The following is a 15,672-nucleotide window of genomic DNA, read 5'->3' as shown; positions in this document are numbered from 1 at the left end:
GTACCGCCGACCGGCCCTCCGGCTACTTGGTGAGCCGTTTGCCGTCCGGGTCGTAGGCGATCAGCGGGGTCAGCGACGCGGAGTCCGGCACGGCGACGGGGTCGAACCAGAAGAAGACCACGTTCGGGTCCTCGGTCCACTTGGTCAGGGTGGCTTCGACGGTCTTGCCGTGCACCGTCGTCGTGATCCGCGCCGCCGGGCCGGCGAAGTAGCCGAAGACCGGGATGAGCTGGTCGCTGATGAGCTCACCGCCGTCGGTGGCGTGGAAGCCGAACGACCGGTCGGAGCCGCGGACCTCGTTCGTGGCCAGCGCGGCCTGCAGCGAGCTGCCGGAGCGGAAGCCGGCGACCAGGCCGAAGTGGATGTCCGGCAGGATCTGCGGCTCGTCGACGACCCGCGCGAAGAAGACGATCTCGCCGGCCTTCGTCTGGATGCCCGTGCCGACGACGTCGCCGAGCGGCGGCCGTTCGGGCGGGGCGCTGGTCGACACGGGGGCGGACGAGGTCGGCGGGGCCGGTGGCTGCGCGACCGGCGCGGGCGGGGGCTGGCGCAGCTGGACGGCGAACACGACCACCAGCACGACGGCGGCCGCGGCGGCGATGCCCGCGGTGGTCGTCAGGACGCGGCGGCGACGCCGGATGCGCGTGCCCCCGGCCATGATCTCGGCCAGGTCCGGCTCGGCGAAGGGTTCGTCGGGCGGCTGCCGGAGGGCGGCGCGGAAGTCGTCGAGGTCGTTCATCGCCCGCTCCCTCCGATCAGCGTGTCCTCGCCGGTGCCGGCCTCGACGCGCAGCTTGGCCAGCGCGCGCGAGTTCGTGCTCTTCACGGTACCCAGCGAAACGCCGAGCTCACGGGCCACGTCGGCTTCGGGCAGGTCGAAGAAGTGGCGGAGCACGACGACGGCGCGTTCGCGATCGGTCAGCGTCCGCAGCACGGCGGTGAGCCACGCGCGCTGGGTGACGGCCTTGTCGACGTCGAGCCGGTCCTGCTGGTCGGGCATCGCCTCGGTCGCGTACTCGCGGATCGGGCGCCGCCAGCCGTCGATGACGTGGTTCATCAGAACGGTGCGGGCGTAGCCGTAGGCGTCCTTGTGCCGGACCCGCGACCAGGCCGCGTACGTGCGGGTGAAGGCGGTCTGCGCGGCGTCTTCCGCTTGGTGGCGGTCGCCGGTGAGCAGGTAGGCGGCGTGGGTGAGCCGGGCCGAGGAAGCGCGCACGAAGTCCGCGAACTCCTCGTCGCCGCGCGCCATGCCTCACCTCGTTCCGTCCCTCCCAGCGACGGCCGGGCCGCGGAAAGGTTGCTCTCAACCTTTTCGAGCGTACGCCCGTCGTTCTTGCCGACGATCTTGTCTCCGAGGGAGGAATTCGCATGAGGAAACGCCTCGTCATCGCCGGAACCGTCGTCGCCGCGTGCGGCGCGCTGGCCGTGTCCGGCGTGCTGACCAGCGCGAACGCGGCACCGGCCGCACCTGCGCCGCCGGTCGCCCTCGCCGCCGCGCCGGTTTCACCGCCGCCGACCCGCGCCGCCGAGCCCGAGCACGAGGTGCTGGGCGAGGTGATCTCGTCCGGACTCGGCGACCTGGTCTTCTACGGCGTCAAGCTGCGGGAGCCGCGGCTCCCGCAGACGACGTTCGGCATCATGGCCGGGACCCGCGCCGGCGAGGACTTGGTCATCGCGAACGAGACGTCGGGGTCCGACAAGGCGCCGGGCTTCCACGCGGTGACCGGCGGGCTGAACGCCAACGGCCACGACGTGCCGACGTTCGGCTACTACGTCGGCCCGGCGGCGAAAATCACGAGCTCGGCGGGTGTCGCGCACCAGGCGCGGTGGAGCGCGGACCCGAACGTGGTCGTGTTCTGGTTCAACCTGGGGACCCCCGACCCGGCCCGCCTGAAGGCCTACGACGCGGCCGGCAACAAGCTGCCCGGGGGCAACACGGGCGTCGGCCACGGCTGAAACGTTGCGTAACCGCAACCCTGCGCTCGGTTACAGGGCACTAAATTGTCTTGCGTGCGCTTCTCGGGGGCCAGCTTCGCCGCCGCTTGCCTGCTGACCTGCGTCACAGCGTGTTGGGGCGGCTCCACGACGGCGGCGCCGGCGACCACGCCGGCGCTGCCGTCATCCACTTCGGCGAGCAAGCCGAAGCCGACGGCGCCCACCTTCACGCCGGCCGCCTCGCCGGAGAAGCTGACCGCCGCGTGCCCGTTCCTGAGTGACACCGAGATCATGCAGGCGCTGGACAACACGCTCACCGGCGGGATGAAGGAGACCGAGCCGGTCCGCACGGGGTATGTGTGCGAGTACGGCGTCGGCCACCTGGCCGAGCTGATCGTCGGCACGGACACCCGGTCGAGGGCGGGGTTCATCTCCGCCGCGAAGGCAGGCTGCACCGAACCGGCGGCCATACCGGGGATCGGCGCCGCGGCGATGCGCTGCCGCCCGGCGGACCAGCGGTTCGCCACGTTCATCTCCGCCGCGAAGAACAGTCATGGGCAGCTGCGCACCGCCGAGCTGTACCTCGTGCCGGAAGGCGGTGAAGCCGCGTGCGCCAAGCTCGGGAAGCTGCTCGCCGACCGGCTTTGACCTACTCCGAAAAGTCGCCGGACGGTGCTCCCCAGCCGGGGGCCTGGCCGCGTTCCTCCGCTATCTCGCGGCGGCGTGCGTTCTCCGCGCGGACCCGGTCCACTTCGGACTGGATGTACTCCTCGTCGTAGCGCTGGAACACCCGCGCCGGGTTGCCCGCCACCAGCGTCCTCGGCGGGACGTCCTTCGCCACCACCGAGTTCGGCTGCACCGTCGCGAAGTCGCCGATCGTCACGCCCGCCATGATCACCACCAGGCCGCCGATGAAGCAGCCCTTGCCGATCTTGACCGGCTTGCGCTCGATCAGGTCGCTGCCCGAATGGTTTTGCAGCGTCATGTTCGCGAGCCAGCTCGAGTGGGTGAAGATCAGCGTGTTCAGGCCGATGCTGGTGTGCTCGCCGATCTCCAGGCCGCCGCTCGCGTCGAGCGCCGCGCCCTCGCCGACCCAGCAGTGGTCGCCCATCTTCAGGTTCTCGGGGCTGATGATCTTCACGCGCTCGCGCACCCGGCACGTCTCGGGCAGGCCGTAGAACTGCGCCCGCTCGGCGTCGTTCATGTATTGCGAGACGAGCTCGGTCAGGATCTGCGGGCGCAGCCGGTGGCTGCGCTCGTCATCGAAGAACATCCGCTTCCGACACCAGTTTCTCGAACGTACGAAGGTGTTCCTCGGCGACGACGTCGAGGCCGAAGTTCGACCGCACCATCTCGCTCTCGCGCTGGGCGATCAGCGCGCGGCGCTCCGGGTCGTCGAGCAGCTCGATCACCGTGCGCGCCACGGCTTCCGCGTCGTCCGGGCGGACCAGCAGCACGTTCTCGCCGTTGCGCAGCTCGATGCCCGGGTAGTTGTCCTCGGTGACCGACGCGATCGTCGCCGTGCCGGACAGCATCGCCTCCAGCGACGCCGTTCCGCAGCCGCCGTTGAGGTCGTGCGTCACGATGTCCGCCGCCGCGAAGTACGCCGGGACGTCGGCCTTCGGCACCGCGCCCGTGACGACCAGCGCGTCCGAAACGCCCAGTTCCGCGGCCCGCTTGAGGAACGCGTCGTGGTACACGCGGCCGACGACGACCACCCGGACGCCCGGGTGCTTGTCCAAAATGGACGGCAGCGCCTCGATCAGCGGCAGCCGGTTGCGCAGCGGGATGACGTGCCCGAGCGAGACGATCAGCGGGGCGTCCCCGATCTCGTGCTCCGCGCGGACGTCCTTCGTCACCGGCTTCGCGAAGTGACCCGTGTCGACCGCGATCGGGAAGTACTCCGAGTTCGCGTCGCTGGTGCCGTAGCGCTCGACGCAGTAGTCGACGCCCAGCTTGTCGAGGATGACGTACTTCGGCCGGATGTAGCGCAGGATCGGCTTCACGAGCACCGCGTCGAGCAGCCGGAACACGCCGCCGTACAGCTTGTTGTCGCTGATCAGCAGGGTGTGGATGGTGAGCAGCACCGGGATGTTCCGCCGCCGCGCGTAGATCCCGGCCAGCCACGACAGGTCGAAGAACTGGCCGTGCAGGTGGATCGCGTCCGGCTTGAACTCGTTCAGCAGCTTCCACAGCCGCCGCCAGTTGCCCGGCCGCAGCGACGCGAAGCTCATGTCGAAGTCGATCGACAGGCCGACCTGCGGCATCTTCACCGCCGGGAGGCGCACCACGCGGTAGCCGTCGCGCTCCTCCTCGGCCGGGGCGTCGGCGTACGCGGCCGTGATCGCCAGGACCTCGTGACCGGCTTCGACGAACTGCGCCGCGAGCGACGCCGACATGTGCGCGCTGCCGCCCACCCGGGGCGGGAAGAAGTTGTTGACCACCGCGATGCGCATCGCACGTCCTCGGGCTGGGCCCGCGGTGGCACTCACTCGGAGTCCTCGACCAGCTGCCGCATGCCTTCTTCGACAGTGATCCGCGGCTCCCAGCCGAGCACCTCGCGGGCGCGGGTGATGTCGGCGGCGCGCCGCGAGACCAGGACGTCACGCTCGTTGAACAGCGGCTCGACGTCGACGCCGACGGCCTCGATCAGGATCTTGGCCAGCGCGGCGATCGAGGTGTCGATGCCGGTGCCGATGTTGATCGGCAGGTTCGCCCGCTCCGACTCCAGCGCGGCGACGACGGCCCGCGCGAGGTCGCTGACGTGCACGAAGTCCATCGACTGGTCGCCGCGGCCGTCGATGATCGGCGGCTGGCCGGCGCGCAGGCGCTGGATGAAGTGGTTGATCACCGAGGTGTAGTAGGCCTCGATCTTCTGGCCGGGGCCGTACACGTTGAAGAACCGCAGCGCGTTCCAGGACAGGCCCTTCTGGCGCTCGTAGAAGCCGAGCATGTCCTCGCCGGCGCGCTTCGAGATGCAGTACGGCGTGAGCGGCTTGAGCTCGTCGTCCTCGTGCATCGGCAGCCGCTTCGGCTCGCCGTAGACCGACGCCGTCGACGCGAACACCAGGCGCTCGACGCCTTCGTCGGCGGCCGCGGCGAACACGTTGTGGTTGCCGGTCATGTTGATGTCGAACGACTCGTGCGGGTCGGCGATCGACTTGTTGATCGAGACCGTGGCGAAGTGGATGACGTGCGTGCAGCCGCGCATGGCCTCGCGCACCGCACCGCCGTAGCGGACGTCCTTCTCGACGAGCTCGACCTTGCCGGTGGCGACGAACTCGTTGACCCGGGCGCGGTCGCCGCGGGTCATGTTGTCGAAGATCCGCACCGTGTAGCCGCCCTCGATGAGCAGCGGGATGACGTGCGCGGCGATGAACCCACCAGCCCCGGTGAAGAGCACCTTCTTGTCGGACACCAATTTCTCCTCGGTAGGGCGGCTTCAGGACAGGGACTGCACGGCTTCGCGCACGACCTCGCCGACGCGCGTCACTTCGGCGTCGGTGAGGTTCGCGTGCATGGGGATCGCGAGCTGGCGCGCAAACGCGTCGGCGGAGACGGGCAGCGGGGTCTGGGGCCCGTAGATCGGCTGGAGGTGGGAGGCGTAGGTGCCGAAGTTGCACTGGACGCCCTGCTCGCGGATCCGCAGGGCCAGGGTGTCGCGGCTGACCTCGGGCGCGACCGTGAGCAGGTAGGCCTGCCACGGGTGCTCGCGATCGGACAGTTCCACCGGGACGGTCAGCGCCTCGACGTCCGCGAAGGCTTCGTGGTAGCGCTTCGCGACCGAACGGCGGGCGGCGAGGAGGTCCGGCAGCCGGTCGAGCTGGACGTTCATGATCGCGGCTTGGACATCCGACATGCGGAAGTTGTAGCCGAGCTCGTGGAACTCCGGGATCGGCAGCGTGTTCGAGCCTTCGCGGCTGATCGCCGGTTCGATGCCGTAGGTGTGCAGCTTGCGGGCGTGCGCGATGAGGTCTTCGCGGTCGGAGACGAGCGCGCCGCCCTCGCCCGCGGTGATGCCCTTGCGGCCGTGGAAGGAGAACGCGGCGAGGTCGGCGAGGCTGCCGGCCGGGCGCGTCTTGTAGGTCGCGCCCGCGGCGCAGGCGGCGTCCTCGAAGAGCCAGAGACCGTGCTTGTCGGCGATCGCGCGGTACTCGTCGAAGTCGCCCGGCTGGCCCGCGACGTCGACGACGAGGATGCCGACGGTCTTCGGGGTGATCAGGGACTCGACGTGGGCCGGGTCCGCGCTGAAGACGTCCGGGCGGATGTCGGCGAACACCGGGGTCGCGCCGGCCTGCACGACGGCGTGGCCGGTGGCGGGGAACGTGTAGTCGCCGACGATGACCTCGTCGCCGGGGCGGACGCCCAGGACCTTGAGGCCCAGGAAGAGCGCGGAGCCGCAGTTCGCGGTCGTCAACGCGTGCGCGGTGCCGGTGACCTGCGCGAACCGCTCCTCGAAGCGGCGGCACGCCGGTCCGGCTCCGGCCAGCCAGCCGGATCGGAAGACCTCGGCTACGGCGGCGAGCTCCTCTTCGCCCACGGTCGGCTGACCTAGGGCAATGCTGTCGGTCGACATACCTCTCCCATTGCGTGGGGACCCGGCGAAGTGTATATACGTTCGCTCAGGTGATTCACAGGCCCACGCCGAAGTCCACTTTCGCGTGAAAACTTTCCCTGGTCGGCGGACGTTCTAGGCTGGGTCCATGCGATTCGGGGTCCTGGGGGCGGTCGCCGCGTGGCGCCCGGACGGCACGCAGCTGCCGGTGGGCGGCCCGCGGTCGCGGACGCTGCTGGCGCTGCTCGCCTTGGAGGCCGGGCGGTTCGTGCCCGCCGAGCGGCTGATCGACGGCATGTACGGCGAATTCCCGCCGGACGGCGCGGCGAACGCCCTGCAGTCGCAGGTCTCCCGGCTGCGGACGGCGGTGAAGGAGCTGGCCCCGGTCGAGTTCACCACCGCCGGGTACCGCCTGGCGGTCGAACCGGACGAAGTGGACGTTCACGCCTTCGAACGCCTGGCGCGCGAAGGCCGGACGCTGCTGAAGGGCGGCGAGCACGCACGCGCGGCGTCCACATTGGGCGAAGCGATGGCGTTGTGGCGCGGAGCCGCGTTCACCGACCTGGCCGACGCCCCGTTCGCCGCCGCCCAGGCCGCCCGGCTCGAGGAGCTGCGGGCCGACGCGGCGGACGACCACGTCGAGGCCCGGCTGGCACTGGGCCGGGCCGAAGACGTCCTGGCCGAGCTGCGGGAAGCCGTCGCCGCGCAGCCGTTGCGGGAACGGCCGCGCGCCCAGCTGGTGCGCGCGCTGGCTGCCGCGGGCCGGCCGGCCGACGCGCTCGCCGCGTTCGAAGACGCCCGCCGCACGCTGGCCGACGAGCTGGGCGCCGACCCTGGTCCAGACCTCGCCGAAGCCCACCTCGCCGTCCTGCGCGGCGAAACCGAGAAGCCGGCGATCCCCGCGCTGCCCGCGCAGCTGACCAGCTTCGTCGGCCGGGACGGCGAGCTGCGGCAGGTGGCCGAGTTGCTGGAGCGCAGCAGGCTCGTGACGCTGACCGGGCCGGGCGGCACCGGCAAGACGCGGCTGGCGATCGAGCTGGCCACCGCCGAAACCGGTCCGGTCGCGTTCGTCGAGCTCGCCCCGCACAACGGCGACGGCGTCGCGGGCGCGGTGCTGGGCGCGCTCGGCCTGCGCGAGAGCACCCGCGGCGGCCCGCAGGACCCGGCCGACCGGCTGATCTCGGCGCTGCGCGACCGGGCGGCGCTGCTCGTGCTCGACAACTGCGAGCACGTCGTCGACGTCGCGGCCCGGCTGGCCGCGCGGCTGCTCGGCGCGTGCCCGGGGCTGCGGGTGCTGGCCACCAGCCGCGAGCCGCTCGGCATCACCGGCGAGCAGCTGGCGCCGGTGCCGCGGCTGGCCGTCCCGCCGCCGGGGACACCCGCCGCCGAGGCCCTGGCCTACCCGGCGATCCGGCTGTTCGCCGACCGCGCCGCCGCGAGCGACCCCGCGTTCACCGTCGGCGACGCGACGATCGGCGACGTCCAGCACGTCTGCGCGGCCCTCGACGGCCTGCCGCTGGCGCTGGAGCTGGCCGCGGCGCGCGTCCGGAGCCTGGACCTCGGGGAGATCGCGGCCCGGCTCGACGACCGGTTCCGCCTGCTCGCCCGCGGCAGCCGGACGGCCGAGGAGCGGCACCGTTCGCTGCGCGGGGTCGTCGAGTGGAGCTGGGACCTGCTCGGCGACGACGAACGCGAGCTCGCCCGGCGGCTGACGGTGTTCCCCGGCGGCGCGACGCTCGCCGCGGCGGCCGAAGTCTGCGGCGCCGACGCCGACCTGCTCCTCGAACTGGCCGACAAGTCGCTGGTGGAAGCCCTCGGCGGGCGGTTCCGGATGCTGGAGACGATCCGCGCGTTCGGCGCCGGGAAGCTCGCCGACGCGGGCGAGACGGAGACGTTCCACCGCGCGCACGCCGAGTACTTCCTGCGGTTCGCCGAGGAAGCCGACCCGATGCTGCGGACCGCGGCACAGCTCGAGTGGCTGGACCGCATCGACGCCGAGTACGACAACCTCCTGGCCGCCCTGCGCTGGGCGACCGAGCACGACGTCGTGCTCGCGCTGCGGCTGGTGCCGCTGCTGGCGATGTACTGGTGGATGCGCGGACGGCGGTTCGAAGGCGCCGGGTTGTCGCTCGCGGTCGTCGGGCGCTGCGGGCCGGACGTGCGCGAGGAGTACGTCGAGGAGTTCCTGGTGTGCGTGCTCGGCGCGCTGTCCGGGCAGCCGGACGAGTCCCTGGAGCAGTACCTGCCGATGGTCCACCGGTACGCGACGAGCGTGGACTGGGCGCCCCGGCACCCGATGCTGGTGATGCTGCTGGGCGTGGTCGCCGGTCCGCCGGACGACGACGAGCAGCTGCTCGGCCGCGGCGAAGCGATGCTGGCCGGCGGCGACCCGTGGAGCTGGGCCCTGCTGCCGACGGGGATGGGCCTGCGCTCGATGATGACGGGCGACCTGGCCGGCGCCGAAGAAGGACTGCGCGAGGGCGCGGCGCAGTTCCGCGAACTGGGTGAGCGGTGGGGCCTGTCGATGGCGCTCGACCACCTGTCGCAGCTGCTCACGTGGCGCGGCGACTACGGCACCGCGCTGCCGATGATGGACGAGGCGCTGGGCCTGATGCACGAGATCGGCGCGCGGGACGACGTCGCGGACCTGATCTGCCGCCGCGGGTGGGCCCGGCTGCTGTCGGGCGACCGCGCCGGCGCTCGCGCGGACTACGAACTGGCCGCGGCGACGGCCCGCCGCTCCGGGATGCCGGAATCCCGCTCCGCGGCTTACGTCGGCCTGGCGACGCTGGCGCGGCTGGCCGGCGACCTGTCCGCGTCCCGGGAGCTCTGCGAGCGCGCGCTGACCGAGAGCCCGGCCGGCTCGTTTTCGGCCGAATCGGTCCGCGCGGCGGCGATGATCTCCCTCGGCTGGCTCTCGGTGGTGGAAGGCCGGACCGCGGAGGCGGCCCAGCTGCATCGCGAAGCGCTGCTCACGGGGCGGCGCCGGCACGCCGGCGACGTCGTGGCGTTCGCGCTGGAGGGCCTGGCCGGGGTGGCCGCGGCCGAATCGCGCCCGGAGCAGGCGGCCTTGCTCCTGGGCACGGCGGCGTCCGTGCGCGGGACGGCGATCAGCGGGGACCCGGACGTGACGTCGGTGCGGGCCCGGGTCGTCGAGTCGCTGGGGACGGACGGTTTCGAGCGGGCTTACGGCACGGGCTTGGGGATGAGCACCCAGAAGGCGCTGACCACGGCCGGGCTGGCGGACTGACTCTTCCCCGCTCGCGTAGCCTGGTCGATCGTGCGCAACGTGGTGGTCGTCGGGGGTGGGATCGTCGGTCTGGCCGTGGCCTGGGAGCTGACCAGGCGCGGGCTGGACGTCACGGTGCTGGAGAAGGAGCCGCAGTGGGCGGCGCACCAGACCGGGCACAACTCGAACGTCGTCCACGCCGGGCTCTACTACAAGCCCGGGTCCTTCAAGGCACGCATGTCCGTCGCCGGGAACCGGTCCATCGTGGACTTCGCGCGGCAGTACGGCGTGCCCGTCGAGGTCTGCGGGAAGCTCGTCGTCGCGACCGACGAGAAGGAGATCCCGGCGCTGAACACGCTCGCCGAGCGGGCCGAAGCCAACGGCGTCCCGGCGAAGAAGATCTCCCCCGCCGAAGCGCGCGAGTACGAGCCCGAGGTCGCCTGCGTCGCCGCGCTGCGGGTCGAGTCCACCGGGATCATCGACTTCCCCGGCGTCTGCCAGGCGCTCGTCCGGCTGCTCGACGAGGCCGGCGTCGACCTCCGGCTGAACAGCCCCGCGCTGGCCATCCGCGCCGGGAGCACCGGCGGGGTCGAGGTCGCGACCGGGGAAGACGTCGTCGTCGCGGACGGGCTCGTGAACTGCGCCGGCCTGCACTCCGACCGCGTCGCGCGGCTGGCCGGGCTGACGCCGTCGGCGAAGATCGTGCCGTTCCGGGGTGAGTACTACGAGCTCAAGCCCGAACGCCGCGGCCTGGTCAAGGGCCTGATCTACCCGGTGCCGGACCCGACGCTGCCGTTCCTCGGCGTGCACCTCACGCGGATGCTCGACGGCAGCGTGCACGCGGGCCCGAACGCCGTGCTCGCGCTGCGCCGCGAGGGCTACCGCTGGGGCGACTTCTCCGCGAAGGACGTCGCCGAGGTCGCGGCCTTCCCCGGCGTCTGGCGGCTCGCGAAGAAGTACGCGTTCCCGACCGGGCTCGACGAGGTCCGGCGCTCGTTCTCGAAGAAGCGCTTCGCCGCGAGCCTCGCCCGGCTCGTCCCGGCCGTCACCGAGGACGACATCGTCCGCCACGGCTCCGGCGTGCGCGCGCAGGCGATGCGCCGCGACGGCTCGCTCGTCGACGACTTCCTCATCGAGACCGCGCGCGACCAGGTGCACGTCCTGAACGCGCCGTCGCCGGCCGCGACGAGCGCGCTGGAGATCGCGCGCCACATCGCCGACCAGGTGTCGGAGGGCTAGCTCGGCAGGTTCGCCGTCACCAGCGGCAGGCCCTGCTTCAGGACGTCGCAGGTCTTGGTGTCGTCGCCGATGAACCCGCTGACCACCTGCACCGACGACGTGTCGGTGATCGCCAGGGTCGCGCCGCAGGTCGCGCGCAGCCCACCCATGTTCGGGAAGATGCCCCACTTCTTGCCGCCGGCGTCGACGGTCTCGGTCGGCTGGACACCGTTCACACCCGGCCAGTCGGCCACCGGGGTGCTGGGGCCGAACCAGACTTCGAACGCCTTCTGGCCCTGGTCGCCGTCGGTGTCGTCCCAGAGGCAGTAGGTCGCGTTGGGCACCGACGACGAGGTGTCCTTCTCCCCGGTCGGCGAGATGTTCTTCAGCTGCGCCACCTGGTCCGGCTTCAGCATCGCGCACGGGTCGGCCGACAGCAGCGGCCCGCCCGGCTCCGCCTTGGCCGGCGTGGTCGGCGTGATCGACGGCGCGTCCTGGCCGCCGGGCAGGTGGGCCGCGACCTGCGGGACCGCCGCCTTCGCCAGCTCGCACGACTTCTCGATCGGCGGTTCCGACACGCTGACGTACGCGAAGGACTTGTCCCCGAGCAGGGCGTACAGCACGCAGTCGTCGGAGAGGATCGACGGGTACTGCCGCCAGCTGAACCCGGCGATCTGCTGCGGGTCGCCCTTCGGGACGGCGCCGGCGATGTACTCGTTGAAGTCGATGTCCGTCGTGTAGCCGACGTTGAGGATGGCCGTCGGCTTGATGTCGTCCTTGGTGTTCCAGAGGCACATCGCCGTCTGGTTCCGGTCCTTGTTCTCCGGCACCGAGCGGCCCTTGGCCTCGTAGCCGAGGGCGTCGAGCTGGCCTTCGTCGAGGAGAGAACAGGCGTCGATCGCCTTGACGATCGGGCCCTGGCCCGGCACCGGCGACGCCGAGCCGCCGACGGCCACCGTGCAGCCGGACACCACCACGGTCAGGGCCGCCACGGCCGCGACGACCTGCCACTTCATGCGCATGCGAAGAGTCCTCTCCCGTTCGGCCCGGACCTTACTGGGCCGAACGGGTGCGCACCTGGCATAACGCCGAATCAGCGGGGCGTGAGGACTTCCTTGCCGCCGACGAACGGGCGCAGCGCCTCCGGCACGCGGACGGAACCGTCCTCCTGCTGGTGGTTCTCGACGATCGCGACGATCCACCGGGTGGTGGCCAGGGTGCCGTTGAGCGTCGCGGCGATCAGCGGCTTGCCGTTCTCGCCGCGGTAGCGGACCGACAGCCGGCGGGCCTGGAACGTCGTGCAGTTGGACGTCGAGGTCAGCTCGCGGTAGGTCTCCTGCGTCGGGATCCACGCCTCGCAGTCGAACTTGCGGTGCGCGGACGTGCCGAGGTCGCCGGTCGCGGTGTCGATGACCCGGTAGGGCACCTCGATCTTCGCGAGCATCTGCTCTTCCCAGTCCAGCAGCCGGGCGTGCTCCGCCTCGGCGTCCTCCGGCTTGGTGTAGACGAACATCTCCACCTTGTCGAACTGGTGGACGCGGATGATGCCGCGGGTGTCCTTGCCGTATGAGCCGGCCTCGCGGCGGTAGCAGGACGACCAGCCCGCGTAGCGCTTCGCGTCGTCGTTCAGGTCGAGGATCTCGTCGGCGTGGAAGCCGGCGAGCGGCACCTCCGACGTGCCGACGAGGTACAGGTCGTCGTCCTCGAGGTGGTAGATCTCGCTCGAGTGCTGGCCGAGGAAGCCGGTGCCGGCCATGATCTCCGGGCGGACCAGCGACGGCGTGATCATCGGCGTGAAGCCGTTCTCCAGCGCCTGCGCGATGGCCATGTTGAGCAGGCCGAGCTGCAGCTGCGCGCCGACGCCGGTGAGGAAGTAGAACCGCGAGCCCGAGACCTTCGCGCCGCGTTCCATGTCGACGCCGCCGAGCGCTTCGAGCAGCTCGAGGTGGTCCTTCGGGGTGAAGCCGAGCTTCGTCGGCTCGCCGACGTGCTTGAGCACGGTGAAGTCGTCTTCGCCGCCGACCGGCGCGTCCGGGTGCACGAGGTTCGCCACGGTCCGGAAGAGCTGGTCGAACTCCTCCGACGACGTGTTCTGCTCCGCCTCGGCGGCCTTGACCTGCGCGGCGAGCTCCTTGGCCGTCGCCAGCAGCTGCTGCTTCTCCTCCGGCGGCGCCTTCGGGATCTGCTTGCCCAGCACCTTCTGCTCGTTGCGCAGCTTGTCCGCGGCCGCGATCGAAGAGCGGCGCCGGGAGTCGAGGGAGAGCAGCTTGTCGACCACTCCCTCGTCTTCACCACGGGCGCGCTGCGACGCGCGCACGGCTTCCGGGTCATCGCGCAGAGTCCTGGGGTCAATCACGAAGACAGAGGGTAGTCCGTACAGACTGTGCGTCCCTACTGGGTTATCCCGACAGTCTGATCGTTGAAGCGCTGTTCACGGGCTCCTCATACTCCAGGGAAACCCCGGAGGAGGCGCCCCGATGACCGACGAGCTGCTCGCCCGGCACCGCGCAGTCATGCCGTCCTGGATGTCCCTGCTCTACGAAGAGCCGATCGAGATCGTGCACGCGCACGACCGGCGGATGACGGACTCGCAGGGCCGCACCTACCTCGACTTCTTCGCCGGCGTGCTGACCAACTCGATGGGCTACGACGTCGCCGAGATCGGCGACGCGGTCCGCAAGCAGCTCGACACCGGCATCCTGCACACCTCGACGCTGTACCTGATCCGCTCGCAGGTCGAGCTGGCCGAGCGGATCGCGAAGCTGGCGAACATCCCGGACGCGAAGGTCTTCTTCACCAACTCCGGCAGCGAGGCCAACGACACGGCGCTGATGCTCGCGACGCAGTTCCGGCGCAGCAACCAGGTGCTGGCGATGCGGAACTCCTACCACGGCCGATCCTTCGGGACGGTCGCGATCACCGGCAACCGCGGCTGGTCGGCGTCGGCGCTGAGCCCGGTCAAGGTCAACTACGTCCACGGCGGCTACCGCTACCGCAGCCCCTTCCGGGACATGTCCGACGCCGACTACATCAAGGCCTGCGTCGCGGACCTGGTGGACGTGCTGGACACGGCGACGGCGGGCGACGTCGCGTGCCTGATCGCCGAGCCCATCCAGGGCGTCGGCGGGTTCAGCCTCCCGCCGGACGGCCTGTTCCGGGCGATGAAGGAGGTGCTCGACGAATACGGCGTGCTGTTCATCTCCGACGAGGTCCAGACCGGCTGGGGCCGCACGGGCGAGCACTTCTGGGGCATCGACGCCCACGGCGTGACGCCGGACATGATGACGTTCGCGAAGGGCCTGGGCAACGGGCTCGCGGTGGGTGGCGTGGTCGCTCGCGGCGACGTCCTGGACTGCTTCCAGGCCCAGTCGTTCTCGACGTTCGGCGGCAACCCGGTCTCGATGGCCGGCGCGACGGCGGTGCTCGACTACATCAAGGACCACGACCTCCAGGCCAACTGCGCGGCCCGCGGCCGTCAGCTGCTCGACGGGCTGCGCGCGGCTTCGTCGCCGCTGGTGGCCGAGGTCCGCGGCAAGGGCCTGATGATCGGCGTCGAGCTGATCAAGCCGGGCACGACGGAGCCGCACGTGGCCGCGGCGGCCCGGATGCTGGAGGAGACCAAGAAGCGCGGGCTGCTGATCGGCAAGGGCGGCCTGCACGGCAACGTGCTGCGGCTGGGCCCGCCGATGACGCTCACCGCCGAGGAAGCCCAGGAGGGCGTGGACATCCTGGTCGACTCACTCGCGGCGACCCACGCTGCGCTCGCCTAGCAGTTCGGCGGTCGCCTCCCACAGCCGGCGCTCGCGATCACGATCGTGGGCGACCGGCTGGACCTCGGTCAGCTTGTCCTTCACCACGAAGGCGCCGTCGCGCAGGTGCGCCCACTTGTCGTCGACGGCCAGCGCGGCCAGCAGCGGCCCCGAGCGCTGGGGCGTCGAGACGCCGGGAAGCCGGCCCAGGGCACGGCTCATCGCCTGGAACGCGGCGGGCGCGCCGCGGCCCAGCGCGGTGCCGGGCATCCAGCCGGGCTCGAACACGGACACGTGGACGTCCGTGTGCCGCTGCAGTTCGTGGGCGTAGTACAGGATCGCCAGCTTGGCGTTGGAGTAGGCGACGCCGGACGTCTCCATGCTCGGCTCGCCGGTGGCCGGGCGGGCCAGCTCGACGGGGTCGGCCCAGTCGGCCTCGGCCACGTGGAGCAGCTTGCGCCAGAAGTTGGCGTGGTAGGTGTTCGAGCCGATCAGCACGACCCGCGCCGGAGCGGCGAACGAGCCGAGCAGGTCGCCGATGAGCTGGGCGTGGGCGAGGTAGTTGACGGCGAAGGTCAGCTCGTAGCCGTCGGCCGAGGCCCGCCGGGTGTCGGCCGACATGACGCCGGCGTTGGCGACCAGCGCGCGCAGCGGGCGGACGGCGCCGGTGGCGAGCAGCTCGCGGGCCGTGGCCGCGGCGGCGCGGACGTCGGCCAGGTTCGCCAGGTCGCAGCCGATCTCGCGGACGTTGGCGCCCAGCGCCCGGGCTTCGTCGGCGACTGCGGTCAGGTCGGGCCCGGCGCGGCCGACGAGCAGCAGATCAGGCTTTTCGGGACGGCCGGCCAGCGCCAGCACGGCGTGGCGGCCCAGGTTGCGCGTCGGGCCGGTGATGAGGACGGTTCCGGGTTCGGTCATGGTTCCAGCCTGCGAGCACGCCCGCGCCGCAACCAGGCGTCCGGTTTTCGTAGGACTGCCAGGACCAGGACA

At 71.4% G+C, this 15,672-nt stretch carries 14 protein-coding genes; 5 read left to right on the top strand and 9 right to left on the bottom strand.

The window, feature by feature from the left end; all coding sequences use genetic code 11:
• Positions 1-22: 22 nt before the first annotated feature.
• Positions 23-739, bottom strand: a complete 717-nt coding sequence (locus QSK39_RS13105; RefSeq protein WP_285477859.1) for a hypothetical protein — start codon at positions 737-739, stop codon at positions 23-25.
• Complete coding sequence (locus tag QSK39_RS13100; protein WP_285477858.1) at positions 736-1,248, bottom strand: SigE family RNA polymerase sigma factor; 513 nt, start codon at positions 1,246-1,248, stop codon at positions 736-738. Before QSK39_RS13100 ends, QSK39_RS13105 begins: the two co-directional genes overlap by 4 nt.
• A gap of 119 nt (positions 1,249-1,367) precedes the next feature.
• Here QSK39_RS13100 and QSK39_RS13095 point away from each other — a divergent pair, with 119 nt between their 5' ends.
• Positions 1,368-1,955 (top strand): hypothetical protein, encoded by a 588-nt coding sequence (locus QSK39_RS13095; protein WP_285477857.1) that lies wholly within the window; start codon positions 1,368-1,370, stop codon positions 1,953-1,955.
• A 54-nt stretch (positions 1,956-2,009) separates the two neighbouring features.
• Positions 2,010-2,582 (top strand): hypothetical protein, encoded by a 573-nt coding sequence (locus QSK39_RS13090; RefSeq protein WP_285477856.1) that lies wholly within the window; start codon positions 2,010-2,012, stop codon positions 2,580-2,582.
• A 1-nt stretch (position 2,583) separates the two neighbouring features.
• On the opposite strand, the gene QSK39_RS13085 is transcribed toward QSK39_RS13090, so the two are convergent.
• The 4 genes from QSK39_RS13085 to QSK39_RS13070 are packed head-to-tail and all read right to left on the bottom strand — an operon-like array spanning position 2,584 to position 6,510.
• Positions 2,584-3,207 (bottom strand): acyltransferase, encoded by a 624-nt coding sequence (locus tag QSK39_RS13085; RefSeq protein ID WP_285477855.1) that lies wholly within the window; start codon positions 3,205-3,207, stop codon positions 2,584-2,586.
• Positions 3,194-4,390, bottom strand: a complete 1,197-nt coding sequence (locus tag QSK39_RS13080) for a glycosyltransferase family 4 protein (RefSeq protein ID WP_285477854.1) — start codon at positions 4,388-4,390, stop codon at positions 3,194-3,196. The genes QSK39_RS13085 and QSK39_RS13080 overlap by 14 nt, the downstream gene beginning before the upstream one ends.
• Positions 4,391-4,422: 32 nt before the next feature.
• Positions 4,423-5,352: an NAD-dependent epimerase/dehydratase family protein gene (locus QSK39_RS13075; protein WP_285477853.1), complete on the bottom strand. Its 930-nt coding sequence runs from the start codon at positions 5,350-5,352 to the stop codon at positions 4,423-4,425.
• Between the two features lie 24 nt (positions 5,353-5,376).
• A complete protein-coding gene (locus QSK39_RS13070) occupies positions 5,377-6,510 on the bottom strand; it encodes a DegT/DnrJ/EryC1/StrS family aminotransferase (RefSeq protein WP_285477852.1) in 1,134 nt (377 codons plus the stop codon).
• A 127-nt stretch (positions 6,511-6,637) separates the two neighbouring features.
• On the opposite strand from QSK39_RS13070, the gene QSK39_RS13065 reads away from it, so the two are divergent.
• Both QSK39_RS13065 and lhgD read left to right on the top strand, forming a co-directional pair.
• Positions 6,638-9,739 carry an ATP-binding protein gene (locus QSK39_RS13065; RefSeq protein WP_285477851.1) on the top strand — a complete coding sequence of 1,034 codons (3,102 nt, stop codon included), beginning with the start codon at positions 6,638-6,640 and terminating at the stop codon, positions 9,737-9,739.
• Between the two features lie 30 nt (positions 9,740-9,769).
• On the top strand, positions 9,770-10,957 hold the full coding sequence (gene lhgD / locus QSK39_RS13060; RefSeq protein ID WP_285477850.1) for an L-2-hydroxyglutarate dehydrogenase: 1,188 nt from the start codon (positions 9,770-9,772) through the stop codon (positions 10,955-10,957).
• On the opposite strand, the gene QSK39_RS13055 is transcribed toward lhgD, so the two are convergent.
• Positions 10,954-11,958, bottom strand: a complete 1,005-nt coding sequence (locus tag QSK39_RS13055) for a DUF3558 family protein (RefSeq protein WP_285477849.1) — start codon at positions 11,956-11,958, stop codon at positions 10,954-10,956. The genes lhgD and QSK39_RS13055 overlap by 4 nt on opposite strands.
• Before the next feature lie 71 nt (positions 11,959-12,029).
• Complete coding sequence (serS, locus tag QSK39_RS13050; RefSeq protein WP_285477848.1) at positions 12,030-13,292, bottom strand: serine--tRNA ligase; 1,263 nt, start codon at positions 13,290-13,292, stop codon at positions 12,030-12,032.
• Positions 13,293-13,413: 121 nt separating this feature from the next.
• Between serS and QSK39_RS13045 the strand changes: the two genes are divergently transcribed.
• Positions 13,414-14,706 (top strand): aspartate aminotransferase family protein, encoded by a 1,293-nt coding sequence (locus tag QSK39_RS13045; RefSeq protein WP_285477847.1) that lies wholly within the window; start codon positions 13,414-13,416, stop codon positions 14,704-14,706.
• On the opposite strand, the gene QSK39_RS13040 is transcribed toward QSK39_RS13045, so the two are convergent.
• Entirely contained in the window at positions 14,674-15,600 is a 927-nt protein-coding gene (locus QSK39_RS13040) for an SDR family NAD(P)-dependent oxidoreductase (RefSeq protein WP_285477846.1), read from the bottom strand. The genes QSK39_RS13045 and QSK39_RS13040 overlap by 33 nt on opposite strands.
• Positions 15,601-15,672 lie beyond the last annotated feature (72 nt).

Source organism: Amycolatopsis sp. NBRC 101858 (assembly GCF_030269325.1).
GTDB lineage: Bacteria > Actinomycetota > Actinomycetes > Mycobacteriales > Pseudonocardiaceae > Amycolatopsis > Amycolatopsis ponsaeliensis.
Note: the sequence above shows the minus strand (reverse complement) of the source record. Positions and strands in the feature narration are given on the sequence as shown.

Bases quoted from the DNA above. Each gene is read 5' to 3' on its own strand.
- QSK39_RS13040 (WP_285477846.1), bottom strand. From the start codon at position 15,600: ATGACCGAACCCGGAACCGTCCTCATCACCGGCCCGACGCGCAACCTG.
- QSK39_RS13080 (WP_285477854.1), bottom strand. From the start codon at position 4,390: ATGCGCATCGCGGTGGTCAACAACTTCTTCCCGCCCCGGGTGGGCGGC.
- QSK39_RS13045 (WP_285477847.1), top strand. From the start codon at position 13,414: ATGACCGACGAGCTGCTCGCCCGGCACCGCGCAGTCATGCCGTCCTGG.
- QSK39_RS13065 (WP_285477851.1), top strand. From the start codon at position 6,638: ATGCGATTCGGGGTCCTGGGGGCGGTCGCCGCGTGGCGCCCGGACGGC.
- QSK39_RS13095 (WP_285477857.1), top strand. From the start codon at position 1,368: ATGAGGAAACGCCTCGTCATCGCCGGAACCGTCGTCGCCGCGTGCGGC.
- QSK39_RS13105 (WP_285477859.1), bottom strand. From the start codon at position 739: ATGAACGACCTCGACGACTTCCGCGCCGCCCTCCGGCAGCCGCCCGAC.
- QSK39_RS13070 (WP_285477852.1), bottom strand. From the start codon at position 6,510: ATGTCGACCGACAGCATTGCCCTAGGTCAGCCGACCGTGGGCGAAGAG.
- QSK39_RS13055 (WP_285477849.1), bottom strand. From the start codon at position 11,958: ATGCGCATGAAGTGGCAGGTCGTCGCGGCCGTGGCGGCCCTGACCGTG.
- QSK39_RS13100 (WP_285477858.1), bottom strand. From the start codon at position 1,248: ATGGCGCGCGGCGACGAGGAGTTCGCGGACTTCGTGCGCGCTTCCTCG.
- QSK39_RS13085 (WP_285477855.1), bottom strand. From the start codon at position 3,207: ATGTTCTTCGATGACGAGCGCAGCCACCGGCTGCGCCCGCAGATCCTG.